The organism is Cryobacterium flavum (genome assembly GCF_900103805.1).
Classification (GTDB): Bacteria; Actinomycetota; Actinomycetes; order Actinomycetales; family Microbacteriaceae; genus Cryobacterium; species Cryobacterium flavum.
On record NZ_FNIB01000018.1, the window covers coordinates 19025 to 44052 of the forward strand.

Below are 25028 nucleotides of genomic sequence, written 5' to 3' on the forward strand. Positions count from 1 at the left end.
AGAATCATTTTGCCGGGCTCGCCCGTCTTAGCGGATTTTTATACCGCCCGGCTACGGGGTGGACGGGAAGATCAGGGTGAAGCGGGTGCTCGGCTGGCGGCGTGCCAGCAGCAGTCGTCCACCCTGATCGGCGGTGAGCTGTTGTGCGAAGGCCAGACCGATCCAACTGCCCCCGTCGTACGAGACACCATGGTCGAAGATCTGGTCGGTGGCAGCGATGCCGGTTCCCTCATCGTCAACGTCGATCGCGAGTGCACCGTGCGCAGCCCGGGCACGGAGGGCCACGGTGCCCGCGCCGTGCTGCAGGGCGTTTTCGATCAGCGCATCGAGCACCTGCTCCAGCGCTGACGCCACCAGGATGACCGTGGGAAGGTCAGCGTCGATGATGACGTAGAGCCGGCGAGCGTCGCGCGCTAACGGTCCGCGCCACCGGTCGGCGGCCGCATCGAGTTGTTCGGCCGCATCGACGGGCGCGCCCGGTTGTCGGTGACGACTGAGGCCGATGATGTCGTTGATAGTGTCTTCCAGGTAGTCGGCCCGTTCGATGGCCGAGTGGATGATTTGACGCAGGTCCGAGGCCGGGTCGGCCAACCCGTTCTCCAGTAACGCGCGCAGCCCGGTCAAGGGTGTGCGCAGCTGATGCTAGGTCTGCGCGGACAGGTGCCGTTCCCTGCGGACCAGCTCGCCCAGCCGCTCGGCGGTCACGTTCAGCGCGGCATAGGCCTGATCGATCTCGGGCAGCCCCGAGGGGTGGGTGCGCACGAAGAAGTCACCACCGCCGAGGGCTAGGGAAGCGCGGGTAAGGCCCTCCATCGGATCGGTGATCATGCGGGCGAGCCGACGTGCCGTGCCGATCCCGACCAGCAATGCGGCTGCGGCCGCGACCAGCAGCACCAGCCAGGTCAGCCCCACGCGTTGCCAGAGCACGCTGATCGGCAGGGCCGCACGCACGGCACCGGTCACGGTTTCGGCCGACGCCACCGGAACGACGACGGAAATCCAGCCCCCCTCGGCCGTCTCGGCCGGTTTACCCGCAAAGGCGGCGCGCACGGCGGCATCCGCTTGCGCCGGCCCCAAGCCAACAAGGAGGGTGCCGGCCGTATAGAAGCCCAGCTGCTCACCCGGTACGGGTGCACCGATTTCGGGCTGCAGGTCATACTCCCGACCCGGCAGGGCAACGTTAGAGCCGTTGACCTGCACGGTGCGCGCGGCGGCGTTCACGCTCAACGAACCGAGCACGCGTACGTCGTCGGCCGGAACCGACTGGACCAAGCCGGAGTCTCCGTTGGCCCGGCGTAAATGCGCGCCCACGCGGGCCAGCACCTCAACGACCCGGAACGGTTTCGTGAGGTAGTCATCCGCTCCCGACTCCAGCCCAGACACCACATCCAGCTCTTCCCGATGAGCGGTCAGCAGAACGATGATCGTGGCCGGCAGCAGACTGCGAATCTCCCGGCACACACTTAACCCGTCGAGATCGGGAAGACCCAGGTCAAGCAACACCAGCTGGGGCTTGTGCGCGATCGCGGCGTTGATCCCCGCACGGCCGGTCGAAGCCCAGAAGACCGTGTGGCCACCGGCACGCAGAGCCAACTCCAAGGTCGTGGCGATGGTCACGTCGTCTTCGATGACCAACAGACGGGACATGCCCGCAGCTTATCCACTCCCGGTGGCGCGGGGTCACGGACATCGCCATGCCGTCAAAGCGTAGGCCCGGCGGATCGCACGTTGCGCTCTCGCACAGCGACCGCGGCCGGGCAACTGCGCGACCTACCAAAGTACTGAGATTCGGACTCAACGCGCGACCAACAGCCTGTTGGCGTCCACAATGACGGGCATGGCAAACATCACTCGCGCCGCGATAGCAAGTCGCGAATCGTAGAGCGATCGCGACAACGATGGCATCGTCGGCGTAACCGAGAACGGGTATGAAATCCGGAATGAGGTCGATCGGCGACAGCAAGTAGAGCAAAAGGACCGCGAGCCAGATTCGAGCCTCGATCGACACGGTTCGATCGGAGGCCAGGCGTTTGAGTAACCGGGCGACCTCGGGCGCGAGGCGCAGCAGATCACGAAGTGACGCACCGCCAGGATGCCGGCGTTGTTCGATCCAGAGAACCAGAACAAGGGCCAGCCACAGCACCAGCAATCCGCCGAGCACGCTCAGAGCCGTGGCCCACCAGGTCGTCATGAGCTGCCCCGTTCGAACGAAAGATACTGACGGCCTCGCGAGCCGCGTAATAGACGATAACGTAACCCGCGAGAGGGATGTCCCACCACTATCCGAGTGCCAGATTGAGCACCAAGCCGAGAAGTACAGCGCAAGCGAGGAGACCGTCGATGACTGTCACCCGTCCTTCGGTAACCAGGACTGGGTTGCCCAGCTTCGCGGGCCAGTCTTTTAAGTAGGTATCGTCGTCTGCCGGTTCCGTGCGGTAACGCAAGGAATTGAATTGGCGAATTGAGCCAGCCACTTGCGCCGGGAAGCTACTGGTATGACTGCTAATCAGCAGAGCGGCGCCTTTTGGTAATGGACTGTATTCCCTTGTATGCAAGAGTGCCTGCGAGGCAAAGGAGGGCAACGCCGAAAACGTAGTCGAACCATTCCGACGCATTCCCAAAAGTGAGTATCGAGAAGCTAATAATAGCGATGGCGCCGCCGAGATAGGCGGTGCTGGTGCCCTTCGACTCTGCTTCGGACTCAGCGCGGTCAAGACGTGTCATGCTCGAAGCCTACTGCGCTCATTCATCACGTTTCTTAGTCCGCTCCCAATTCAGATTCGCTGAATTTGCGAGGTCCGCCGTCGGAGACTACGGGCAGAGCCGCGACGAGTTGTTCGCAAAGGCGAATGTCGTCCTGCTTATCGAAGCCGCGCGACATCGTTCTCGACGTTCGCCTGCTTGCTTTCGCCGCTGGCGCACAGCTGCCTAAGCGTTCAGGCGTGCAGCCAACTCGTGGAGGGTGGGAACGGTGTAGTCCGGTTGCGCGAAGTAGCTCGGATAAGGGGCATCGCCTCGGTTGATCCAAGCGGTGCGGAGTCCCGCCTGGGCTGCCCCGTGGGTGTCCCAGGGGTGCACGGCGACCAGGAGCATCTCCGCCGTTTGAACCCCGAGTGCTTTCGCGGCGTAGTGATAGGCGGAACCAACGGGTTTCCACGCCGGTGCGTCCTCGACAGTGAGAAGGGTGTCAAAGTTGTCTCGAATCCCCGCCTCGGTCAGCATGGCTTGTGCCAACCGTGCCGACCCGTTGGACAAAGTCGCAAGGCGGTATCCCGAGTCCTTCAATGCCCTGACCCCGTCTGCGACGTCGGGGTGCAGTTTCAGCGTGCTGAGGCCCTCCAAGACATGGGATACGGCCTCATCGAGAGTGCACGTCAGGGCGACGCCGCGGAACAGATGATGGAGCATCTCGGTGCCTATCACGGAGAATTTCGCACTGCCGCCAGACGCGGCGAGGGCGAATCCATCCCGAAGCAAGGCTGCGAACCAAATGTGGGCCAGATAGCCCGGGGCACCGACCTCCACGAAACGACTCTCCATCGGTAACATGTCCGAGAGAGTTTCATTGACATCGAAAACGATCACTGCTGTGGCTGCATTCATGGTGGAGTCCTCAAGATTGGTCAACGCGCCGGATAGTGGGAAACGACCGATAGCGACTGGTTCACGCCGGTCTTGCATCGACCCAAACCTGAAATCGGACAAAAGAGTTGTTCGTGCTTTCCCATACGCTTCCGGCAGCGAACACGATGCGATCCACCGATCCGCCCTCATCCAGTCTACGAAAGTCTCGCCCACGCCCTAGAGCTGATCCTGTGAGGCGTGGGACGCACCGCCGGGAATTCCTCCCGTGCCTCATAGTTGTCTTTTAGACGCATCGGAATCGGCGGGTGCAATGCCGTCCGAATGACCGACGCTGAACTCAACGGAAAGAAGATCGCCCATGGACCTCAACAATCTGGATCTCACCAATCGCCGCGGAATTATCACGGGCGCGGGACAAGGCATTGGCCGGGCCATCGCCCTCGAGTTTGGTCGACGCGGTGGTCACCTCCTTCTGGTCGGCCGCCAACTGGCCACACTCACCGAAACCGCCCGCCTCGTCGCCGCCGCGGGCGGAACAACAGCGATCTTGGTCACAGACCTGACACAGCCTGGCGCCGTTGAACGGATCGCCGCAACCGTCGCACCGTGGACCACTGTTGATCTGCTCGTCAACAATGCCGGAAATGTACGCGCGGGCCGGCTAGAAATCATCGGCGATGCGGATGTCCATTCAATGATCGATCTGAACCTCACCGCCCCGATCCTGCTCACCAAAGCACTGCTGCCGGCGCTTCGTCAGAGCGGCAAGGAACGCGGAAGTATCCTCTTGAACGTATCCAGTGGGATAGCCCTAGTCGGGATGCCGTTCTACTCGATTTACGCGGCCACGAAATCAGGATTGGCCCAGTTCGGAGAATCCTTGCGCCGAGAATTGATCGGAACGGGCGTGCACGTTGCGACCGTCTACCCCGGGGCGACCGATACCGCCATGATGACCTCGCAGAACGCTGGCGCCGAACTCGGCTGGGGCCGCCGCAGCCTGGCCGACGTCATCACCGACTTGATTGCAGCTCTGGAAGCAGGCGAGCATGAGATCAACACCGCGCCACAAGACCGCCGAGCCATGCAGGAACTCAACCTCACCGATCCTTTGGCCGTGGATGCCGCCCTCGCACCCGGCCTCGAGGCCCTCGAACTCGCGGTGCGCGACCACCGCAGCATCTAGGGGCCCGCACGAGTCCACCACGTGATTCGCGGTCACTCGCCGGGAACCTTTAGCTCGGTTTAGTCCGCGGCCGAAATAGCAAACAGTCCGACAACACTCAGGGCATATACGATGAGCACCAGAACCGAGTCGGCGCCCATCCCGAGGATTTTACGTTTGGGGCGGAACAGGATGCCGAGCAGGTAGATGAGCGTCAGCACGATGGCGATTGCGGTGAGGTAGATGTCGGAGGACTGTGCGGACGGGAGCACGGATTTTCCGGAGATGAGGGTCGCGACGAGGAACAGCACGGGGAGGAATGCGTTGTCGCCAAAAATATCGCTGATGGCGAGCTTGTAATCACCCTGCCGAACAGCGGTAAGCCCAGTGGAAATCTCGGGCAGCGACGTGGCAAGCGCGAGCACCGTGGCACCAAAGAGCACGCCAGAGAGCCCGATCTGATCTGCCATTGCGCTGCCACTCTGTTCCAGAAGAACGCCCGCGATCAGGGTCGCCAGGGCGGCGATACCGAAGATGACTGCGGACTTCACTGTGCTCGTTCCGGCCTGGGTGGCGGCGGCGACCCGCTTGGTTCGGCTGTGCCCGCGAGGCTCGAGTTGGGCATCCGGAGCTGAGCCGTTTTCGTGCCACGGCATGTTCTTGCCCGCTCGGTTCACGAGAGCGAGACTCACTACCCAAACCACAGCGATCAGCACAACGGCGGGAGTCATCCGGGCGATGACGAGCCCTTGCGGCATCTGGGTTCCGGCAATGACAATCCCGAGCACGGCAATGACGGCCGTCGCCTCAACGACGAGCGAGAGCGACGCGGCCCGGTACGTCAGCGAACGGTTTCCCTTCACTCCGAACACGTCGAGAATCACGAGAACGACGGTCTGCAGAGCGATCCCACCGAGAATGTTTCCAACAGCTATAGACAGGTCGCCGGACACGGCGGCGCTGATCGTGATGGCCAGCTCAGGAAGATTCGTTGCGACGGCGAGCAGAATGAGGCCGCCGAGGGCAGCGCCAAGGTGCAGGCGTTCCGCGATCACATCGGTGTGCTTAGTCAGCTGCACGCCCGCGATCCAGGTAGCAGCCGCCGCGCCCAGAAAGATAATGAGCAGGAGGAGAAAAGGCATGCTTCCCATCTCGCCACGCTAGCGAGGCGGCGCGGTTTTCGTTAGGGCTTATAAGCCCTGCGCATCCACCCGACTGGTGGCAGGAGACAACGGTCAGAGACGGATTTGCCGATACTTTTGGGTCAGCATGCATTTCGACCCCATCTTTGTGACCCGCAATTGACCGTCCGGGCATACTATGGCCCCGTGAACGCTGCATCGCCATCCGGAGTTGCCCGCAAAGCGCAAAGCAGCGCGCCCCTGCGCATGTTGGCTCGATTGGGATTCGCGGTCAACGGCCTGCTGCACATTCTGATCGGCTTTCTGGCCATCAGCGTGGTGTTCGGGGCCGCCGGCGGTTCGGCCGACCAATCCGGCGCTCTGGCACAGCTGGCCGCCACTCCGGGTGGAGCATTCCTGCTGTGGACGGTCGTGGTGGGCCTGTTCGCCCTCGGCCTGTGGCTGCTGATCTCGGCCTTTCTGGTGCACGGCGACCCGAAACACAAGTGGGGCCAGCGCGCCGCGAATATCGGCAAAGCTGCCGCGTACTTCTTTCTCGCCGCCACCTCCGTCACCTTTGCTCAAGGTGGCGCTACCAGTTCGGCCAGCAGCACCAGTGATGCCAGCGCGAAACTGCTCTCCTCTCCAGGTGGCGTGTTCATTTTGTTCGTCGCCGGGCTGCTCGTGCTCGCCATCGGCGGCTACTTCGTCTACAAGGGTGCCGCCAAGAAATTCACAGCGGACCTTGCCATGCCGAGCGGCCCGGCCGGACAGGCCGTGATCACCCTCGGAGTCGTTGGTTACATCGCCAAGGGAATTGTGCTGGGCGTCGTCGCCGTTCTCATCCTGGTCGCGGCCCTCACCCTGGACCCGAGCAAATCCAGCGGCCTCGACGGGTCGTTGAAAACGCTGGCCGGCTTGCCGTTTGGGAGCATCATTTTGGTGGCCATCGGCATCGGCCTGATTGCCTATGGCGTCTACTGTTTCGCCAGGGCGTGGCGCGCCCGACTTTAACCGTTGTCCAGGGTCGGGGTCGATGTTCGCGTCGGAACGCCCCCTGTGTGCGGCACCGGAACGGTGTGCCGGCTGTCGAAGGCGATCACGCAGCCGACAATGATCAGCGAGAGCGACACCGAGGCCAGAACATCGCTAGCCCAGTGGTAGCCCAGATAGACCCGGCTGACCGCTGCAGCAACGATGCAGAGCACGGCGAAGGCACCAACCAGGGCTGTACCGAGACTGCCCTTCCGACGTGAAAACACCAGGTAGGCGGTGAGCAGCACGAAATCCGAGGCGCCCAATACGTGGCCGGACGGAAACGAAAACGATGGGTCCGCTCCGAACAGCATGAGATCGGTCGGCGGTCGGCTGCGATCGACGAGATGTCCGATGATCTGCGCCAGAACGACGCCGATGAGCATCGCGCCGGCCAGCACCAGCGGCCGCCAGGCATGCCGTGTCACGAAACCCCAGGTCACGGTCACGACCAGCAGAATAATCGGGAGCGCGATGGGCCCAAACAGAACGGCCAGAACGATCATCACCGCGGTGAGTCCCGGCGAGCGCAACGATGCCAACCAATCCTGCACCGGCGCATCCAGCGAAGTCAGTCCGTTTCGTTGGATCACCGACACGAGGAGGGCGGCGAATACCAGCGTCCCCACTCCGATCAGAAGCAGCGACAAAGCTGTGCATCGGCGGCGATAATCTGCCTCCAGATATCGTCTCTCGACCACGTATTTCTCGAACCATACCCGCCACGCTGAGACTCGACCAGGCGGGTGGGCGTGCCCTCGCCCAGACGGATGCAGGCGCGCGAGTTCACGTTCGCCATCAAGTTTGGCCGCAACCGGCGCCCAGAGCACGATCGCCACACCGATTCCGAGCAGCATCGCTCCGACGGTATCGGACAGCCAGTGCGCACCGACGTAGGTGCGGCTGAGCATCATTCCGATTGTGTAGATGGTGCCAGCCACCCGCATCCACCAGAACGGGAAGAGAATCGACAAGAGCACGGCCATGACCGCCGCATTGGCCGCGTGGCCAGACGGGAACGATCCAAAATCCACGGTGACGATGATGTCTCCCGGCCGAGCCCGCCCAAACAGGTGCTTGAGCACCTGCACCAGACCACCGGTCAGCGCCGTCGCTACCAAAAAATATCCCGCACCCCACGGGCGTTTCAGCAACACCAGCAGAACAATGATCAACACCGGAATAATCAGCGTGCCCGGCCAGCCGCCGCCAATGAAGTTCAGTGCCAGCGCGACGACGGTGAAGGCAGGCGCTCGGTGCAGATCGATGAAGTTCATCCACCCGGTGTCGATACTGAAGGGCGCACCGTTGTCGCGGAACACAATGTAAGCGCCCAAGCCGACACACAGTAGTAGGGCGACGACACCGCTGATCAGCGGCCAGCGGCGGGTGACACGTTTCGCCGGTGGTGTGGCAGCAACTTCCGGATTCCCGTGGGCGTCCATGAGGTAATGGTAGATCGTCCGTAGCAAGACTACGAGGGTGAACCCGGAACGGGAACGCGCACCGTGAGCGCCCCCGGTTCGATCCAGATTTTCAGCGCGAGGGCCGAGCCAAAGGTATCGCCGTCGAGCTCGATTTCGTGCGGCCGCTCCAGCCGGAGGACGACTTCGCGGCCCTTGATATAGCGCAGTGCCCGGACTTCCTTGGCAAGGCCCATGAATTTGCGGCCGACTTCGGTGCGGCGCAGCAGCCCATTCTCCCAGAGGATCTTGGTCGTGATTTGCACCCAGCCAACGAGGCCCCGCGGGCGCAGGAGAACCATCTCGAACATCTCGTCATCAATGGCTGCGTCGGGAAGGAGGAGCACATTTCCCGGGAGAGACCCGCAATTGCCGATGATGATCGTGTGAGCGTGAACGGAACGGTTACCCGTCCCATCGACGTTGTAGTGCAGGTGCAGCTGGTTCTGGTCGAGCATTGCGCCGCCGAGAGCGCCGACGTAGGCCAGCCACCCCACCTTGTCCTTGGCGGCATCGTTCGTGTTCGCGAGCATCGTGGCATCGAGGCCGAGCCCGGCCATGACCAGGTAGGCGTGCCGAGAAATCGACTGATCATCGCGTCGAATATCGATCAGGGGCAGGTCGATTCGGCGGTCCAGACCAGCGAAGGCCGTGCGCGCCGAACTTGCTAGGTCGTCCAGGGGAAGATTCAGATTTCGCGCCAGCAGGTTGCCGGTTCCCGACGGCAGTAACGCCAACGAAGCGTCGCTGTCATACATGGCCTCGGCCACGGCCCGCACGGTGCCGTCTCCCCCGGCCGCGATGACCATGATGGCGCCGGCCTCGAGCGCTTCGGCCGTCGGCCCCTGGCCCGGGTCGTCTTTCGTGGTCTCGAACCATAGTGTCGGTGCCCACCCGGCAGATTTCTCTGCGGAAGCAATCTCGGCCTTAACAGCGGCCAGGTCCACCTTCACGGGGTTGTACACGACGGCAGCCACCCGGTGGGAAGGGGGGCCGGATGTCGCTCGGTGCTCCGTCATGAGCACAGCCTTTGGCTTGGTGGGTGGCCGCCTTGGCACGATCGGATCAGGCCCGCGGATGGGAAATCGACGAGATGAAGGGAGTCTACTCGCACAGCCCCGCCCCCGCTGGCTCTAGCATCGGCGCTGGACCCGGTACAGAATAAGCGGCAGCGAAGGGTGCACCATGTCCAGCAGAAACTATTGGAGCGACGATTCGATCAACCAGCTGCGGGTGACCCCCCGGGTTCGCCCTGGCCGGTGTAGACACCCGGGCGACGCCGGGGTTTTACGGAAGAAAGAAACACGCGGCCGGGGCGGCCAAGCAAGCCGCCGGCATCCTGTCGCAACTGCAAGAGAAACTCTTTGCCAACAGCAAATCCGGCGATAATCGCAAGGTTCTGCTCGTGCTACAAGCCATGGACACGGCGGGCAAGGGTGGCATCGTGCGGCACGTGATCGGTGACCTCGATCCGCAGGGAGTCAGCCATTATGCGTTCAAGGCCCCGACCAAAGCGGAACTGACGCACGACTTTCTGTGGCGTATTCGCAAGCGCGTTCCAGCGGCAGGAATGATTGGCGTGTTCGACCGCTCCCACTATGAAGACGTGCTCATCGCGAGGGTTCACGAGCTCGCGCCTCCGGTCGAGATCAAAAAACGCTACAACCAGATCAACGCGTTCGAGCAGGAACTCGTTGACGACGACACCACCGTGATCAAGGTCATGCTGCAGATCAGCTCCACCGAGCAAAAGTCACGCCTCGGCGAGCGCCTCGACCGACCAGACAAATACTGGAATTACCACACGGTCGACGTCGACGAGCGGATGCACTGGTCGGCGTATCAGGAGGCTTTCCAGATTGCCTTGGAGCGCACGTCAACGGCGGCGGCACCTTGGTATGTCGTGCCAGCCGACCGCAAATGGTACGCCCGCCTCGTCGTGCAACACCTGCTCACCGAAGCGCTGAAGAGCATGGTTCTCACCTGGCCGACGGCCGACTTCGACGTGGAAGCCGAGAAGGTGCGCCTCTCCACCACCTGACCCAGTGGTGCCGGTGTTGGGGTCACATCGAGTCCGCAGGGACCGAAAGTGTCACGCCTGGGCCCTGTCTCAGCCACCAAGTACGACTGTGAATTTTTAGATTGTCGTTACATCGTCTTGACGAGCCTTCCGAATCGCCGCGTCCGGTGGCGCTTCTACTCGCGCCCGAAGAAGTTGCCGAGACCGGAGAGTCCCGGTATCTCAAAATTTGATCCCAGTTCGGACAGCTGATCGCCGAGCCCCGATGTGTACTCGCCAGCTCCGCTGGCGACTCCTTCGAGTCCACCCGAGACTCCATCAAGCCCTCCGGTGAGATCAGTCAGGCCACCCTCGAATCTCCCCGCGAGGGACTCAAAATCAACGCCCAACCCGGCGGCTTGTTCCAGCAGAGGGGCGGCAAGACTGCTGAGCACGGCCCCGCCGGCAACAGCTGCGAGCAACCCGCCTGCTGCACCAAGCCCGGCACCGGCGACAGCACCCATGCCCACACCAGCCATGCCGCCACGGCGACCCGACTTGGCAAACAACTTGCGGAGAAAACCGGGGTTCTTTGCTTCACCGCGCGTGGCCGACCGGGCCAGATCATCCGGGCTACTCGACGTCGGGTATTCGCCAGCCGGCAGTTCGGCGCGCAGTTGCGTACTTACTTCGTCGCGTTGCGCCGGCGTGAGCCGCGCGAACGCCTCCCGATGAACCTGTTCGAGCTGCTGTGGCTGCGCGGTATTCAGCAAGTATTCATAGCGGCCGATCACCGCACGGTCTTCAGCACTCACCGCCCGCTCGGATCTAGACACGCGCGGAGCGTTGACCGATGCCTGCGGCGCAACGTTCGCCGGGGTCCGGCTATCGCCGGTTACCTTATCGGCGGCGGTCCGCACCATTTCCCGCCAATCCGCCTTGCCGCCACCATTCGAAACGGCCTGTCCTTTCTTGTCGAGGGCCTTCGATGCCATGTTTAAAATGCGCTGGAGATTGCTCACAAAGGTCCTTCGTTTTGGATCGAAATTCCAGTGTGCGTGGGCGTCCTGAGTAAGTCCCCTAAACTCGCGGCAGACCATCGCGCAGTCGTCCACTAAAGATTGGGCCTGCGATCGTCACATTTCACATCGGAACTGGAAATTCGCGGTCATCCGGGACACCCGGGAACTACGACGCAAACCTGTCCAAGAACCTCAAGGTGCTTACCGATGCGGGCATCGTCGCGGTGGAAGGAGAGTTCACCCGAACGAAAGGATTCACGGCGGCTCACCTGGGTATTGCCCACGGTCGATGGGCGAAAAACGCTCGAGGGCCACCTGGCCGCCCTCGCTCAGATCGCCGGCAGCCAGCCCAACGCCGTCAACTGAGAATCACAGCACTCGGCGTCAGCGAGGGCGTCGCGAAGTAAATCTCTGGCGCCACCATCGGGCCTCAACGGTATCAAGGACCCGAACCATTCGAAGCTCAGGGTACCGTCCGCGACAATTCCGTGCTTTTGATAAAGGGCTTGCGCGGGGGATTCGGGTCAGCAACCCACAGGGAGATAGCCGGAAGGCGGCATAGAAGTACATATCGTACAGTTGCCACGGCTCGTCGGCGTCACTGAGCGAGGGTCCTGACATTGCGATGCCGATCGGCTTGCCATCCTGCAAAGCGGCGGCGGCAATGTTCTGTTGGTACCGCGGTTCGGTCAGGGCAGCAGTCCAAAACGGCCCACCAGAGCAGCGATCGCACGCACGCCGGTGCCACCCAAATGCAAGTCCGCGATCCGCAGTCGCTCCTCCAGGGACAAGTACCGCCCAGATACCTCTGCCACAGGAAGAGGGATCCGCCCGCCCGTTGCTTGACGCCAACGCCGTCCAGTTCGTCGATATAACCCCTCATATACTTCCGAAAGCTACACTGGAAGACGTCGAATTCACCGCCTCAATGGTCGAGTCGGGCGGTGACCGCGCCGCGGCGAGTTCGTTCAGCAGTGGCCTACTCGGGCTTGAGGATGACCTTCGTCCAACCCTTCGTGCGGTCGCCGAAGTTCTTGTAGGCGTCCACGGCTTTGCTGAGGGGGATCTCGTGGGAAACGATCCACGATGGCTTGGCCTTGCCCACGGCAATCAGGTCACGCAATTGCCGGTTGTATTTCTTCACCGGGCATTGGCCGCTGCCCATGCTTTGCCCCTTGAGCCACTGCAGGCCATAGTCAATGGCCAGCTTGCCCTGCTTAGCGTTCTCGTCGAAGCCGCCGGGATCTGCCGGCAGAAAGACGCCGACAACGCCAATGCCCCCGGTGATGCGCACGGACTGAATCAGCCGATTCAGAGTCATAGCGGGATCTTCGGTGCCCTGTGGATCGTGGGCCTGATAGCCCACGCATTCACAACCACGGTCCGCGCCGATACCCTTGGTCTGGTCCAGTACGAACTGAACCGGGTCCGTTTTTGAGTCATCAACGGCGATTGCACCGATCTGCTCGGCGAGGGCCAGCCGGTCCGGGCGTCGGTCCACAACCCAGACTTTACTCGCACCCTTGATCGTGGCAGATAGGGCGGCCATGAGCCCGACCGGACCCGCACCGTAAATCACCACTGTGTCACCGGGGATAACGCCGGCCATTTCGGTAGCGTGGTAGCCGGTAGGGAAGATGTCCGACAGCATCACATAATCGTTTTGCTTTTCTATGGCGTCTTCACCCAGGCGCAGGCAGTTATTGTCGCCGTAGGGCACACGCAGCATTTGGGCCTGCCCGCCGGGATACGGACCCATTCCCGCGAAGCCGTAAGCGGCGCCCGCGCCGACCGGGTCCGGTTGAGTGGTCATGCAATAGTTGGTGAAACCGCGTTCGCAATTCTTGCAAAACCCGCAGGAAATATTGAACGGCAGCACGACCCGATCGCCGATCTTGACGGCGTCGACGCCGTTACCGATCTCGATGACCTCGCCCATGTTCTCGTGACCAAACGTGCGTCCCACCTCGAAATCGGTACGTCCCTCGTACATGTGCAAATCTGAACCGCAAATATTTGTCGCCGTAATGCGTACCAGAACGTCAGTGGGACGTTCGATCTTGGCATCCGGAACATCTTCAACCTTGACCGAGTTGGGCCCCTTGTAAACGACTGCCTTCATTTCTCTTCACTCCCTGAATTTCATGACCGTGAACACGGACGGTCCGTCTTCACTTTCGGAGGTGTTCAATCGATGATTGTCCGGACAGTCTTAGACCGCGCGGAAAGTCTGCATGGCTTTGGTCTATCACGATCGCGCTTGACCCGCCACTGTGCGTTCGTACGGGGTGGCCGGCAGTGCGTTGGCCGGATCAAGAGAACCCGACTCGGCCAAAGGCGCGCATCAGGAGAAAGCAGACAGCGTCACGGAATATCGAGCTGTCGCTTGTCGCGAGGGCCGATACCCGTCCCTTCAAAGATCCACTCGGTGACGGCCTCGCCAGCGCCGTAGGCACGCAGAGCAGTGCGTTCGCGGACGCCCTCAGGAGCGACGCAGACGCGCTCCCCGGCACCTATTGGGATGGTGCTGCTGATCCGGCCCCACTCGGCCTCGCCACTGGCGGCCTTGCCTTTTCAAACGTTCGAGAGAACGCAAACAGCGTAATCTTCGACGCCCTCATCAGTTCTGGCACACGCAACCCCGGCGGCGACAGATTCGCCGACTCAGAGAATTATTTTGCGCCATCTTCGATCTACACGTGTTTCAGTGTGGTCATCAAATCTGCCTCTGAAGCGATCACCGAGTGGACCTACGTGAACGCTGATTGCGCATCGGATCTTGTCGCTGACCGATGAGGCGAAGTTCTATCCAGTGGCTGAATTCAACGGATGACAGTGGCCCGCTAGATCCGAACAACGCAGCGGAAATTGGGGGCAGGTTCACTTTCCTACCGATTGACGACCCTCATTCCTGTTCCGGAACACGACCCCTGACCGGGACTTGTGAAGGCCCTGAGTACCTGACCGGATACCCCTGCGTGCTCCTCGACGCCACGTATTGCAAGGCCCGCGTCAACCACCGCGTCATCTCCCAGGCTATGGTCGTCGCCATCGGCGTGGCCGCCGACGGGCGCCGCGAGGTTCTCGGCTTCGACGTCGGTGATAGCGAGACCGAGGCGTTCTGGACCAGCTTCCTCCGGTCGTTGAAGACCCGCGGCCTCGACGGCGTCAAACTCGTCATCTCCGACGTTCACACCGGATTGAAAAAGGCCATCGGCACCGTGTTCCAAGGCGCCAGCTGGCAACGCTGCCGCGTGCACCAAATGCGAAATATTCTCTCGATCGTGCCGCGCGCCAGCCAAGAGATGGTCGCCAGCGTCATGGTCATGGTTGGCCTGACGTTTTCTGGAACCGGTTCACCGAGTTCGCAGATGATGACCAGACCAGTCACTGACAGGCCGGAAATGTCGAACGGCAGGCGCTGAGCGCGCTCAATACCGACCGTTCCTCGTTGCTTCGGTACGGATCGACCCTGCTCATCGGTATCCGTCGTGCTGGCAGCTTAGGTCCTTCGCTGTTCCGTTGCTACGCTGCTGGCGAGCCACCCTGTGACTCGTCAATGCGACGTTAACCTGTTCCGCTCACCCTTACCTTATGAAACATTGAGCGCGCTACCCCTGACTCTCAATCTGCTCCCCAATCTGCGTTGATCAAGGTTCGGCGAATTCCAGCAGTCGTCTTAACGAAGGGATGAATTCGTCGAACCTGGAGTGGGACGTGAGGAGAGACCACTGACCACGATCGAGGCCACCTCTTCGGGCCCAAATACCTTTTCGAGATGCGAACCCACGCGGGGCTATTCCGGATGGCCTTAGCTGGGTCTTGTCCGCCGCAATTCTTCGCGTGGGGTTTCGGCCACCTCGTCCTCCCACTCGTCCATGTCGGTCGCACGCGTCAGCGGCTGCGGATAGCCCATGCGATGACTGCGATGACCAGGAGGACGGCGCCTACCCAGAGCAGGAATTGCAAGGCCTGAATGAAACCAACGACCAGCAGCAGCTAATGGCGACGATGACGAAAATTTTCATGTAATGCTCCTTTAGCGTGGTGAGAAACAGCGACGCTACGTGGGTCTGGGGCAACGATGCGAAAGTCACAATGTCCTGGCATCAGGGCATCGCAACTAGTCATCCGTCGCCGGACTTTCGAGGCGGGAGAGGAGGGCTGCGAGCGCCCGGGCGATATCCATCGCGATGGATATCGCGGCGCCCATCGACGTCGCCGGAGTGGAGTCCTTTCTGTCGTCAAGCTCGGCCATGAGGGACGCAAGCGCATCCGCGGCGGCGGAGTGCGCCGTCAGATCCGTATTTCCCGAATCCCAATCACGCAGCGCCGCAGCCATCGCGTCAAGGGCCAGGCTCACCGACGGGCGCAAGTCCTCTCTCAGTTCCACCTTGATCGGGGTGCCCCACACTGCCCCGGCCAATACCTCCGTGAGATCCCTCACGTGAAAGGCGATGGTTTCGAGCGCGGCCAGGTCCTCGTAGTCGGCGCTCAGGTCTCGGTGGCGGTGGATTCGAGCCCGCGGATTGACTTTGCGGCTTTCGTCGGCCTGCTGCAGCGCAGTTCGCAGCCCGCTGGAAAGGTTGATGAGCGAGTCTTTGCGCGACGCCCAGCCGTCCCGCTCCGGTGGCCAGTGCTCGGCGAGGGCTTCGGCGACCTCGGATAGGTGATCGGCCAGCGCTGAGCGATAGTTCGAGAGCTTCTGGCCCACGCCATTGAGGTTTAGCGCGGGAAAGACCAACATGTTGACCAGGAGCCCGATGACGATGCCGAGGCTGATTTGCACGATGTAGCCAATGGAGTAGGAGTCCGCGTCGGGGCCGCCCACTATCAGCACGAATAAAACCGTCACCGGTATGTATTCGCGGTTGTTGCCGAACCACCCTGTCGCGGCGATCAGCGCGCCAATGCCGACGGCGACCGAAATCGTCACCACGTTCGGCTGGCTGAGAACGAGCACAGCCGCGGCGAGCACGATTCCGACTGCGAGACTGCCGAGGGTCTGCAGAGCATTCCGAACCGAACCCATGAGCGTGGGATACATGCTCACAAGGGCGCCGAGCGGTGCGTAGTAGGGGTAATTGTCGGCGACCCCGGGCAAGTGCGGAGCGATTGACCATGAAATGCCGACGGCTACTGCGGCTTTGCCGGCCTGCAACATGCGCGACCTGGTTATCTGCGATTTCAGCTGCCACGCCGTGTGTGTAACTGATGCCAGCGTGGTGCCTGTCATTATAGTTCCATTCAATCACGGTGCCCACCGGGCGTATGTTGCTTCGTTACGGTACTGACCGAACCGGAGAATTTCCCGGCAATGCACTCCGTTCGAGTTGCCCGGTCATCGTTGTAGGTCGGTTGACAACAAATATCTGCGAATTCTCGAACCGCACCGCTCAGCTCGCCCCCAGCACGGGAGAATGAGCCCGTGACCGCACCGAAAGAAACGGCCCCGCAGCTTTCGGCATCCGTCGGAACCTCCTACGGCCCGACGATTCAGAGTGCGCACTCTGTCGCCTACATCGAGATTTTCTTCGACCTCATCTCCATCCTCGCGCTGACCCAGCTCTCCCGGCATCTCTTTGACAACCAGTCGTTGATCGGTTGCCCTTGAATCCGCCGTGCTCGAGCTCGCTTCTGGTGGATTTGGATCTACACGACCTGGGCGACCAACTGGCTCGACCCGGTGCGATTGCCCGTACGCGGCGCGATCATCGGCCTCGTGATGAGTCCGTCCATCTACGAGTCGTTCGGTGACCGGGGCGCTGGTCTTAACCGTCTCCTATGTCACCTTGCAGCTCGAACGCACCGGGTTCGTGTTGCTGGCGGTCGCCCGGCACGACAGGGCGCTGCATCACACCGACCTGCGGATATTCGTCTGGATCCCGGTCGCCGGGAACTTATGGAGTATCGGCGCCCTTCGTTCGCTCGAATGGCGACTACCGCTCTGGGGCATCGCCCTGGCCACCGAATACCTCTCCGCCAGCCTAAGTGTCCGCGCGCCCGGTCTGGGAAAATCCACCGCAGACGACTGGGACATCTCCGGCGCCCACATCGCCGAGCGGAGCGTCCTATGAGTAATCCTCGCCCTCGGGGAGTCCTTCCTCTTCACCGGTTTCGCATTCATCGACCAGGACATATGACGTGACGGCGTCCTCGGCCTGCTCGTCGCCTTCGTCACCGCCGTCACCATGAGGTGGCTGTACTTGGATCACGGCGAGCGCGTCGGGAGCAGGGCCATCGCGTCGGTATCGAAGCCCGGCTGACTCGCCCGACTCGCCTATACGTATGTGTACGCGATCATCATCGCGGGGATTGTGCTGAGCTCCGCAGCCGACAAGAAAAGGGTGAAGCATAGGAACCGCACTCGCGAGAGCAGTCCAGCCCACCCGCGCGTCCATCTGGCTTTGTCGAGCCCCGGGTTTGGTGAAGGCTCGGTTAGACCCGTCCATGCCGGTCCAATCCGCGAGACGATCGCAAGTATCAGGAAAAGCTACGACCTCCTCGACGTCATGCAGCCCTCAGACAACGAAGAGCGTCAGTGGATCATTCACGCCGAAACCGTTCCGGAGCTCCGCCACGCCCCGAAACGGCTACTCGATCCGCAGTCTCAAGTGAAGACACTCACGCCACCTGGACCAACCAACAGTCCCACGACGATGAGCACAATACCCCAGAGAATCTGGCGTCGAAATAGCGCGACAATGCCTGCAATAACGAGGACTACCGCAATGATCCAGAGAATTGTTGCCATGGTGCTGCTCCATTTCATTCAGCGCCGACGGGCCGTACGCCCACAGCGGTTTTCGATCTGTTAAAGCGAACGTACCCCCGCTCGATCTCTGACCACTGTGTTTTTCCAGAATGTCGTGGAGGTGAGACTCTGTCATCATCTGTTCGCGGCCATGCGAAACGACCAAGAGAACCCAGGCACGGTCACGTCCCGCTGAGTGGTGGAGTTTCTTAACATCGTGCGGGACGTGACCTAACGGCTAGCGCTTGGTGGCGTCGTCACGTCCCAGAGTCTCGTCAGCAGGTTGATCTGGCAGTAACCCGAGGACGCGCGCCCGGCGGTAGAAGGTCGCTCCGGACATTCTAAGATCGAGCGCGACCTGCGCCGCTGTCTCTCCACCGTTTATGAGCCGGTGGGCGTTTCGGATTTCACTGTCGGTAATGAGTCTCGGTCGCCCGCCCAGATTTTTTCCGGCGGCGCGGCGCTTGATGATCGAGTCGACTACGCGCTCTCGCTTGATTTCGTGATCCATTTGACCGGGCGCCGCCATGATCGTGAACAGCATGGACCCCATCGGTGTCGCGGTGTCGACGTCGTCGCCGCCCAGGTTGAGCACCCTCAGGCCGGCACCGCGGGCGCGGAGCTCTTCGGCGAAAGCGAGCATGTTCTGCGTCGATCGCCCGAGCCGGTCCAGAGCCGTGATGACGAGAGTGTCGCCCGCCTCGAGGGCGTCAAGCGCGCGATCGAAGCAGGGCCGCGATGTGCGAGCTCCTGAGATCTCATGGTCGACGTAGACGTCATCACGCCGGACGCCAGCGGCGAGGATATCGACTTGCTGTCGGTCGGTGGATTGCTGACGCGTCGATACGCGCGCGTAGCCGATCAGTTGGCCCTGCCCCCCATTGAGTGGACACCTCACAAGAGAGAATGTTCACATGGGAAAGACACGCAGGGAGTTCGCTCCTGGGTACAAAGACGAGGCCGTAAAGCTCGTGATCAACACCGGCAGGGCGATAGCGACCGTGGCCCGCGAACTCGGCATCAACGAGGCATCGCCGGGCCGAAGGGTCAGCGCATTCAAGGCCCGTAACGACACCGCTGGTTTGATTCGCCTTGACAAATTCAGCGAACATGATTGGCTCGTAGTACGTGACAATTTCCGGCACAGAGTTCGACCGTGAAAGGAGGTGGCTCGTGAGCCACCACGCCGTGATCAACCCCGCCACAGGTGAGACTATCAAGACGTACCCCCAGATTTCGAGTGATGAACTCGAGCAGGTCATCGCAACGGCGGATGAGGCTCACTACGGCTGGTCTCGGAACTCTTCCGTCGACGAGCGAGCCGCACTCCTGCGGAAGGTCGGTGAATTGCATGAGGAACGCCGCGATCAACTGGCGGCCGTAATCGTGCGCGAGATGGGCAAGCCCGTCGATCAAGCGCTCGGCGAGGTCGACTATGCCGCCAACATTTACCGGTACTACGCCGACAACGCGCAGGAATTTCTGAAGGACGAACCAATCACCCTGCTCGGCGGAGAGGGTTCCGCGTTCATGCGCTCCAGTTCTGTGGGTGTGCTCATTGGCGTCATGCCGTGGAATTTCCCGTATTACCAGGTTGCGCGCTTCGCTGCACCGAACCTCATGACGGGCAACACGATCATCCTCAAGCATGCGTCGCAGTGCCCGGAGTCGGCCGCGGCGATTGAGCAAATCTTTCACGACGCAGGCTTCCCGGTCGGCGCCTATACCAATGTGTACGCGGACAGCGAGCAGGTCGCCACGATCATCGCCGACCCGCGGGTACAGGGCGTCTCCCTCACCGGTTCGGAGGGCGCCGGCGCGGCCGTTGCCGAGGTCGCCGGTCGCCACCTCAAGAAGGTCGTGCTGGAGCTGGGCGGGTCAGACCCGTTCATTTTGCTGAGCACCGACGACATGGCCGCCGCAGTGGATGCCGCCGTCGCCGGTCGCCTCCGCAATGGCGGACAGGCCTGCGACGCCGCCAAACGATTCATCGTGATCGATGGACTTTACGATGAGTTCACGGAGAAGTTCACCGCCGCTATCCTGGCGTGCTCTCCCAGCGATCCGACCGTCCCCGGGGCAGACTACGGACCCATTTCGTCCCTCGCCGCGGCGGAGCATCTCGAGGAGCAGGTCGAGCGCGCAGTCGCGCAGGGAGCGACCCTGGCGACCACGGGCAAACGGTCTGGCACCTTCTACCCATCGGCTGTGCTCACCGACGTCACGCGAGACAACGACACCTACCACGAGGAGTTCTTCGGCCCCGTAGCGTTCGTCTACCGGGCAGCCTCAGAAAATGAAGCTGTCGCCCTCGCAAACGACACTCCCTTTGGGCTGGGCTCCTATCTGTTCACGACCGATCCCGAGCAGGCCCTTCGGGTCGCCGACCGCATCGAAGCTGGCATGGTCTTCGTCAACCTCGTCGATGCCGGCAGCGCAGAGCTACCGTTCGGCGGAGTGAAAAGAAGCGGCTTCGGGCGCGAACTCGGACGCTTCGGTGCCAGCGAGTTCGTGAACAAGAAACTCATTCGCATCGGCTGACACATAGACGAAATCCTCAGCCGACGCGGTAAAGACCGTTCAGCTGCCGATAGTGCCGTGTGCCGACCCAAACGCGACCCTTCAGCTAGTGAGTCCGTACAATGCTGCCGTCTTCGTACTCGAAGAGAATCTCTCCACCTTCTGGGCCAAACTGCATATCTAGGCAACATTGATGCGTGAGCCGCGCGAGATGGTGTCTGCTGTGTTCTGTGGTGCTAGATGCTGCGGTGGTCGCGGACCGCGAGTTCCAGGGATTCGAGGCCTGGTGCGAGGGCGGCATCCACGGCCATCGGGTCGGTGATGTTGAGTTGTTGCATCTCGCGACGACCTTCTGGTGCCGTGTTGATTTCGTGCTCGCCGGCCTCGAGGGCAGTTATCAGGTCGGTGATGACGTCGTCGAGTGGTCGGCGTCCCCAACCGAGTTCGGCGCCGGCGGTCTGCGAGGTCATCATCGCGGTGTCGGTAGCGCCGGGGTACACGGTCGCAACATGTACGCCCGTTCCGGTCAACTCGCGGCGGAGTGACTCGCCGAACTGTGAAATACCCGATTTCGTTGCCGCATAGACCGAATAGAACGGCATCCCCACGAGCGCAATTCCGCTGGAAATGTTCAAAATGATGCTCCCGCTCTCCGTCGCGCTCTGTCGAAGCGCGGGAAGCAAGGTCTTGGTCAACAGAATCGGGGCGGTGAGGTTCAGATCGATCATCGAGTGGACGTCCGCATTGCTGGTCAATTCGAGCCGGCCCGCCCACACATTCCCGGCGTTATTGACGAGGAGGTCGACGGTGCTCCACGAAGCGACTGCGTGTGCGATTCGTTCAACAGCGCCGCTCTGAGTGAGGTCCTCGACGAGGATCTCGGTGGTTCCGCCTTCGGCGGCAACGAGACGTGCGGTTTCGGTCAATGTAGCGAGCTGGCGCCCAACTAAAAGGAGATGTCCTCCTCGTCGTCCGAATTCGAGCGCAAGTGCCCGACCAATGCCCTGCCCGGCGCCCGTGATGATTCCGCGTCGGTTGTTGAGATTCAGACTGTTCAGGTACATCAGGCACGGTCGAAAGCGGTGGATTTCACGGCCGCCGACATGGCCGCCTGGAATCACGGATGGCAACCACTCCGTAAGGAACGGGTATCGGCACGCGGCGCTGAAGTTCCGGATCCTGGCAGGCGGCGGTGATGACATTGACATCAGCCAGTGTCGGCGCCTGCAAAATCAGCCGATCGGTACTGAGTTTGAACTTGTCCATTTTCCACACTATCGGTTGACCATGCCGCCGATTTAGGAACCCGTTTGCGGTCTGTTCGACATCGCAGTACCTGAGGCGTCAGGCGCTGATGTCATCTCACTCGAGCGGGGTCGTCGTTCCCGACTCCCAATCCCGTCGCAAAATTGCGTAGCCGAAGGAGGCCATGGGGACGCGACCCGCAACCGGCCACCCGTCGCGGTAGCAAGCTTCCTGAATGAAGCCGGCACGTACGAAGGTCCTTCGCATCGCGATGTTGTCGGAGCGGGTGTTTCCCTCGAATCGATTGACCTCGGGCATCGACGAGAAGACGTGAGTCGTCAGCGCGTTGAGGACCGGCGACCCGAGGCTGCGCCGGCGATATTTGGCTGCCAGACGCAGATCGAACAGCGGCGCTCCGTCGGTCAGGTCATCGAGAACCGCGTATCCGACGCGGCCCAGCGTGTCGACGTTGATCCAGAAACCGGCGTGGTCCGGCCCCTCGAAGCGTCCCCCAGAAATTCGATCCTCGACCTCGCCAATAGTCAGTCTGCCGCCGCCGTGGAACGGAAAATCGTTTCCTGTCAGGAAGCGAATCAGCTCATCCCGGTCCCCCGGCAGATTCATGGGGACCAGGTCAATTTCCATGGAACGAGCCTATCGGCTAGACATCAGGCGGCAGACGAAGCTCCTACGCACAGCGAGCGGTGCCTCGGAACAACGCCTTTAAGGCTTACTCACGATCTACTGAAGCAGCTTCTCGAAAACGATATTGACCGGGGTGAACCCCTCTGCCTCGAAGAATCCATGAGCGTGCGTGTTGAATTGCCAAGAATCAAGGCGGAGCGTCGTAACGGCCAATTCGCCAGCGAGTTTCACGGCAGCGTGCATGAGCTGTCGACCTACACCGGAGGATTGTTGCTCCAACTCGACAGCGATGTGGTGGATGTACAGGATTGAGGAAGCCACCTTGAACGGGTTGGCAGCACGAGTGGCGTGTTCGGCGAGGAGATAGCCGACCGCGACATGGGCATCCGTTTCTGCGAGGAGGATATGACTGCCATCTGAAAAGCGGGCGCGAAAGAAATCGTGCAATGCGTCGCCGGATGGTTCGACGAACAAGTCCGGTCGGCCAGCCGCATGCATCTTCTGAATACCGAGCTCCAGCAGTACCAAGGCGACCAAGTCATGCCCCGTTGCGGGCCGAACGGTCGTTGGCGCTCCGGAGCGGTTCATGGCTACAACGATAGGCGGAGAACGTGATCCAGGCCGGTGAACAGTGCCGCACGGGCAGCTTCCAAAGCGCGCGCCGCAAATTGCAGGGAGGCGCGGCCAGCAATCTGAACGAGGTTTGCGGCCAACCCACCTGAAGCGACGGGTGGTCGTATGCGTGCGGCCCATCCGGGAGGGATTTCCGGCCAGATGGGGGCAAGCGATAGGCGCCGCACGCGGTGACGCCCACTACAGTTTCCATTCCAGACTTGCCATTACGCCAGCGTATCGAAGCCGCTGACCCGGACCCGCCCATAGGCTTCAGAGCATGATCGAGCCTGACGACACGAGCGCTGCCCGCGCGGCATACGACACCGTTGCGGTGGACTACGACGAACTGCTCCGAGACGAGCTGGCGGGCAAGCCCCATGATCGCGCCCAGCTCGCGGCCTTTGCTGAACTCGTCCAGGCCGACGGAAACGGGTCTGTTGCCGACATCGGGTGTGGCCCCGGTCGGATAACGGCGCATCTTCACGATCTCGGTCTTCAGGTGTTTGGGATTGACCTCTCGCCGGAAATGATCGCGGTCGCGCGACAGGCTCACCCCTCGCTTCAGTTCTTAGAGGGAACGATGGAAGCGCTCGATCTCGCCGACGACACTCTAGGCGGCATTGTTGCGTGGTACTCAATCATTCACACGCCGCCAGAACGACTGCCTCTGGTGTTCGCCGAATTTGCTCGCGTACTCGTCGCCGGCGGGTACCTGCTGCTCGCGTTCCAAGCCGGCGACGAGCCACGGCACCTAGCGCACGCTTATGGCCACGACATCGATCTCATGGCGTATCGGTTGCCGCCTGATCGCATCGTCGACCTGTTGGCCGCGGCGGGACTGGCCGTGCAGAGTCAGCTCGTACGCGCACCGGACCAATCGGAGAAAACTCCCCAAGCCTTCCTCCTGGCACGCAAACGCTAATTTATAACGTTCTTAGGCCGCTGAGTCAGTACGCGCAGGAAATATCGGAGGTCGTCGATGAGGAGTTCTGGCTCTTCGAGGGCGGCGAAGCGGCCGCCGCGGTCTTCGATGTCGGTCCAGCGCACGATTGTGTAGGCTTAAATCTATTCTGAGCGATGCCGACATCGTGAGCGAATTGGATCGCAGCTGTCGGGACTCCGGAGTTCGCTGGCGCGGCACCCCAAGAGTTCTGGGCGTAGCCGACGTACGCGGACGAGCCCCCACTACCGGTGAACCAGTACAGCGAGGCGTTTGCCAGGATCCACTCGCGTCCGAGGATCTCATCGGGCAGCTTCTCGACCGGCCAGGTCCAAGCCCGGAATTTGTCGAACATCCAGGCCAACTGCGCAACTGGTGAGTCGGTTAGGGCTATGCCGAGGAGACCGGGCCGGGTTGATTGGATGGCGATGTAGCCGCACTCGTCGTTCATGAACGTGCCGACGCGCTTCAGCCAGTCCTGGTCAAGCTGGCTCATCGCATTCCGCGCCGTGTTGACGATCTGGCCCGGGAAGCTAATGCTTCGCTGACGTGAACGCCGATCACCCGGTCGGGTGCAACGCGGACGATTTCTGGGGAGATGGTGGCGCCGAGGTCACCGCCATGGACCGCGAAGTTCTCGTAGCCGGCGCAAGAAGAAGTAGCTGCGGGCCGTGGCGGCCAGAATGCATTCAAACATGGTGCGGCCTTTGAGACGTTCGGCAACAAGAACCTGAAAGGACTGAACGTCGTGCCATCGCAACGAGAGACAGCGCGTAATAGAGGTTGTCTACCAAGACTGTAGAACCGGATGCCCGCAGGCAAAAGAGCCGCGCAGACCATTTCAGAGCAGTTGCTCCCGCTGGCCCCGTAGCTGTTGTCGCGGGGTTGGTCGTGACGCCAAGGGCACCAGCTCGTCGAT

The 25028-nt window shown here is 61.6% G+C and carries 26 protein-coding genes and 4 pseudogenes; 11 read left to right on the forward strand and 19 right to left on the reverse strand.

The features are described 5' to 3' along the window. Positions 1-51: 51 nt before the first annotated feature. From BLS91_RS17635 to BLS91_RS17660, 5 genes and pseudogenes are all read right to left on the reverse strand, one after another. Entirely contained in the window at positions 52-636 is a 585-nt protein-coding gene (locus BLS91_RS17635) for a sensor histidine kinase (RefSeq protein ID WP_092342111.1), read from the reverse strand. A 6-nt stretch (positions 637-642) separates the two neighbouring features. Further along, complete coding sequence (locus BLS91_RS17640; RefSeq protein ID WP_092342113.1) at positions 643-1647, reverse strand: response regulator; 1005 nt, start codon at positions 1645-1647, stop codon at positions 643-645. 253 nt (positions 1648-1900) lie between these two features. Next, positions 1901-2191: pseudogene (locus BLS91_RS21225) on the reverse strand (YkvA family protein); the annotation flags it as partial. A 311-nt stretch (positions 2192-2502) separates the two neighbouring features. Continuing rightward, positions 2503-2724 (reverse strand): hypothetical protein, encoded by a 222-nt coding sequence (locus BLS91_RS17655; protein ID WP_092342117.1) that lies wholly within the window; start codon positions 2722-2724, stop codon positions 2503-2505. Between the two features lie 204 nt (positions 2725-2928). Then, positions 2929-3603 carry a haloacid dehalogenase type II gene (locus tag BLS91_RS17660; RefSeq protein WP_092342119.1) on the reverse strand — a complete coding sequence of 225 codons (675 nt, stop codon included), beginning with the start codon at positions 3601-3603 and terminating at the stop codon, positions 2929-2931. Between the two features lie 340 nt (positions 3604-3943). Here BLS91_RS17660 and BLS91_RS17665 point away from each other — a divergent pair, with 340 nt between their 5' ends. Next, on the forward strand, positions 3944-4771 hold the full coding sequence (locus tag BLS91_RS17665) for an SDR family NAD(P)-dependent oxidoreductase (RefSeq protein WP_092342121.1): 828 nt from the start codon (positions 3944-3946) through the stop codon (positions 4769-4771). A gap of 59 nt (positions 4772-4830) precedes the next feature. On the opposite strand, the gene BLS91_RS17670 is transcribed toward BLS91_RS17665, so the two are convergent. Then, positions 4831-5892 (reverse strand): sodium:calcium antiporter, encoded by a 1062-nt coding sequence (locus BLS91_RS17670; protein WP_241983179.1) that lies wholly within the window; start codon positions 5890-5892, stop codon positions 4831-4833. A gap of 186 nt (positions 5893-6078) precedes the next feature. On the opposite strand from BLS91_RS17670, the gene BLS91_RS17675 reads away from it, so the two are divergent. Then, positions 6079-6885: a DUF1206 domain-containing protein gene (locus BLS91_RS17675; protein WP_241983180.1), complete on the forward strand. Its 807-nt coding sequence runs from the start codon at positions 6079-6081 to the stop codon at positions 6883-6885. On the opposite strand, the gene BLS91_RS17680 is transcribed toward BLS91_RS17675, so the two are convergent. Together BLS91_RS17680 and BLS91_RS17685 are read right to left on the reverse strand one after the other, a co-directional pair. Next, a complete protein-coding gene (locus BLS91_RS17680; protein ID WP_092342124.1) occupies positions 6882-8351 on the reverse strand; it encodes a phosphatase PAP2 family protein in 1470 nt (489 codons plus the stop codon). The genes BLS91_RS17675 and BLS91_RS17680 overlap by 4 nt on opposite strands. 29 nt (positions 8352-8380) lie before the next feature. Continuing rightward, positions 8381-9388 (reverse strand): diacylglycerol/lipid kinase family protein, encoded by a 1008-nt coding sequence (locus tag BLS91_RS17685; RefSeq protein WP_092342126.1) that lies wholly within the window; start codon positions 9386-9388, stop codon positions 8381-8383. Between the two features lie 166 nt (positions 9389-9554). On the opposite strand from BLS91_RS17685, the pseudogene BLS91_RS17690 reads away from it, so the two are divergent. Continuing rightward, a pseudogene (locus BLS91_RS17690) lies at positions 9555-10410 on the forward strand (PPK2 family polyphosphate kinase). A 155-nt stretch (positions 10411-10565) separates the two neighbouring features. Here BLS91_RS17690 and BLS91_RS17695 read toward each other — a convergent pair. Continuing rightward, positions 10566-11390 carry a hypothetical protein gene (locus BLS91_RS17695; RefSeq protein WP_092342130.1) on the reverse strand — a complete coding sequence of 275 codons (825 nt, stop codon included), beginning with the start codon at positions 11388-11390 and terminating at the stop codon, positions 10566-10568. A gap of 207 nt (positions 11391-11597) precedes the next feature. Between BLS91_RS17695 and BLS91_RS20075 the strand changes: the two genes are divergently transcribed. Continuing rightward, positions 11598-11756, forward strand: a complete 159-nt coding sequence (locus BLS91_RS20075) for a hypothetical protein (RefSeq protein ID WP_158252890.1) — start codon at positions 11598-11600, stop codon at positions 11754-11756. A 341-nt stretch (positions 11757-12097) separates the two neighbouring features. On the opposite strand, the pseudogene BLS91_RS17700 reads toward BLS91_RS20075, so the two are convergent. Both BLS91_RS17700 and BLS91_RS17705 read right to left on the reverse strand, forming a co-directional pair. Next, positions 12098-12268, reverse strand: a pseudogene (locus BLS91_RS17700) (helix-turn-helix domain-containing protein); the annotation flags it as partial. 101 nt (positions 12269-12369) lie between these two features. Continuing rightward, on the reverse strand, positions 12370-13512 hold the full coding sequence (locus tag BLS91_RS17705; RefSeq protein ID WP_092342133.1) for a glutathione-independent formaldehyde dehydrogenase: 1143 nt from the start codon (positions 13510-13512) through the stop codon (positions 12370-12372). A 176-nt stretch (positions 13513-13688) separates the two neighbouring features. Here BLS91_RS17705 and BLS91_RS17710 point away from each other — a divergent pair, with 176 nt between their 5' ends. Next, the gene (locus BLS91_RS17710; protein ID WP_092342135.1) at positions 13689-14186 is read left to right on the forward strand and encodes a hypothetical protein; all 498 of its coding nucleotides are present in this window, start codon (positions 13689-13691) and stop codon (positions 14184-14186) included. 173 nt (positions 14187-14359) lie between these two features. After that, positions 14360-14713 (forward strand): annotated as a pseudogene (locus BLS91_RS17715) (IS256 family transposase); the annotation flags it as partial. Between the two features lie 800 nt (positions 14714-15513). On the opposite strand, the gene BLS91_RS17720 reads toward BLS91_RS17715, so the two are convergent. After that, complete coding sequence (locus BLS91_RS17720) at positions 15514-16626, reverse strand: FUSC family protein (RefSeq protein WP_092342137.1); 1113 nt, start codon at positions 16624-16626, stop codon at positions 15514-15516. A 192-nt stretch (positions 16627-16818) separates the two neighbouring features. On the opposite strand from BLS91_RS17720, the gene BLS91_RS17725 reads away from it, so the two are divergent. After that, positions 16819-17004 (forward strand): hypothetical protein, encoded by a 186-nt coding sequence (locus BLS91_RS17725; RefSeq protein WP_092342139.1) that lies wholly within the window; start codon positions 16819-16821, stop codon positions 17002-17004. A gap of 139 nt (positions 17005-17143) precedes the next feature. Beyond that, positions 17144-17467 (forward strand): low temperature requirement protein A, encoded by a 324-nt coding sequence (locus BLS91_RS20080; RefSeq protein WP_092342141.1) that lies wholly within the window; start codon positions 17144-17146, stop codon positions 17465-17467. A 533-nt stretch (positions 17468-18000) separates the two neighbouring features. On the opposite strand, the gene BLS91_RS20255 is transcribed toward BLS91_RS20080, so the two are convergent. Both BLS91_RS20255 and BLS91_RS17740 read right to left on the reverse strand, forming a co-directional pair. Next, on the reverse strand, positions 18001-18144 hold the full coding sequence (locus BLS91_RS20255; protein WP_166789862.1) for a GPGG-motif small membrane protein: 144 nt from the start codon (positions 18142-18144) through the stop codon (positions 18001-18003). Positions 18145-18382: 238 nt separating this feature from the next. Next, on the reverse strand, positions 18383-19042 hold the full coding sequence (locus tag BLS91_RS17740; RefSeq protein WP_092342145.1) for a recombinase family protein: 660 nt from the start codon (positions 19040-19042) through the stop codon (positions 18383-18385). A 16-nt stretch (positions 19043-19058) separates the two neighbouring features. Between BLS91_RS17740 and BLS91_RS17745 the strand changes: the two genes are divergently transcribed. Together BLS91_RS17745 and BLS91_RS17750 are read left to right on the forward strand one after the other, a co-directional pair. Next, positions 19059-19304 carry a transposase gene (locus BLS91_RS17745; RefSeq protein ID WP_092342147.1) on the forward strand — a complete coding sequence of 82 codons (246 nt, stop codon included), beginning with the start codon at positions 19059-19061 and terminating at the stop codon, positions 19302-19304. A gap of 13 nt (positions 19305-19317) precedes the next feature. Then, positions 19318-20685 carry an NAD-dependent succinate-semialdehyde dehydrogenase gene (locus tag BLS91_RS17750; RefSeq protein ID WP_092342149.1) on the forward strand — a complete coding sequence of 456 codons (1368 nt, stop codon included), beginning with the start codon at positions 19318-19320 and terminating at the stop codon, positions 20683-20685. A gap of 215 nt (positions 20686-20900) precedes the next feature. Here BLS91_RS17750 and BLS91_RS17755 read toward each other — a convergent pair whose 3' ends face one another. From BLS91_RS17755 to BLS91_RS17765, 4 genes are all read right to left on the reverse strand, one after another. Then, complete coding sequence (locus BLS91_RS17755) at positions 20901-21728, reverse strand: SDR family NAD(P)-dependent oxidoreductase (RefSeq protein WP_198412838.1); 828 nt, start codon at positions 21726-21728, stop codon at positions 20901-20903. Positions 21729-21753: 25 nt separating this feature from the next. After that, positions 21754-21930 carry a GNAT family protein gene (locus BLS91_RS20085; protein WP_158252888.1) on the reverse strand — a complete coding sequence of 59 codons (177 nt, stop codon included), beginning with the start codon at positions 21928-21930 and terminating at the stop codon, positions 21754-21756. Between the two features lie 96 nt (positions 21931-22026). Continuing rightward, positions 22027-22554, reverse strand: a complete 528-nt coding sequence (locus tag BLS91_RS17760; protein WP_092342151.1) for a GNAT family N-acetyltransferase — start codon at positions 22552-22554, stop codon at positions 22027-22029. A gap of 96 nt (positions 22555-22650) precedes the next feature. After that, complete coding sequence (locus BLS91_RS17765) at positions 22651-23142, reverse strand: GNAT family N-acetyltransferase (RefSeq protein ID WP_158252887.1); 492 nt, start codon at positions 23140-23142, stop codon at positions 22651-22653. Between the two features lie 304 nt (positions 23143-23446). Here BLS91_RS17765 and BLS91_RS17770 point away from each other — a divergent pair, with 304 nt between their 5' ends. Continuing rightward, complete coding sequence (locus tag BLS91_RS17770) at positions 23447-24091, forward strand: class I SAM-dependent DNA methyltransferase (protein WP_092342155.1); 645 nt, start codon at positions 23447-23449, stop codon at positions 24089-24091. 25 nt (positions 24092-24116) lie between these two features. Here the strand turns inward: BLS91_RS17770 and BLS91_RS17775 are convergent, their stop codons facing one another. Further along, positions 24117-24605: a hypothetical protein gene (locus tag BLS91_RS17775; RefSeq protein WP_092342157.1), complete on the reverse strand. Its 489-nt coding sequence runs from the start codon at positions 24603-24605 to the stop codon at positions 24117-24119. Between the last annotated feature and the right edge of the window lie 423 nt (positions 24606-25028).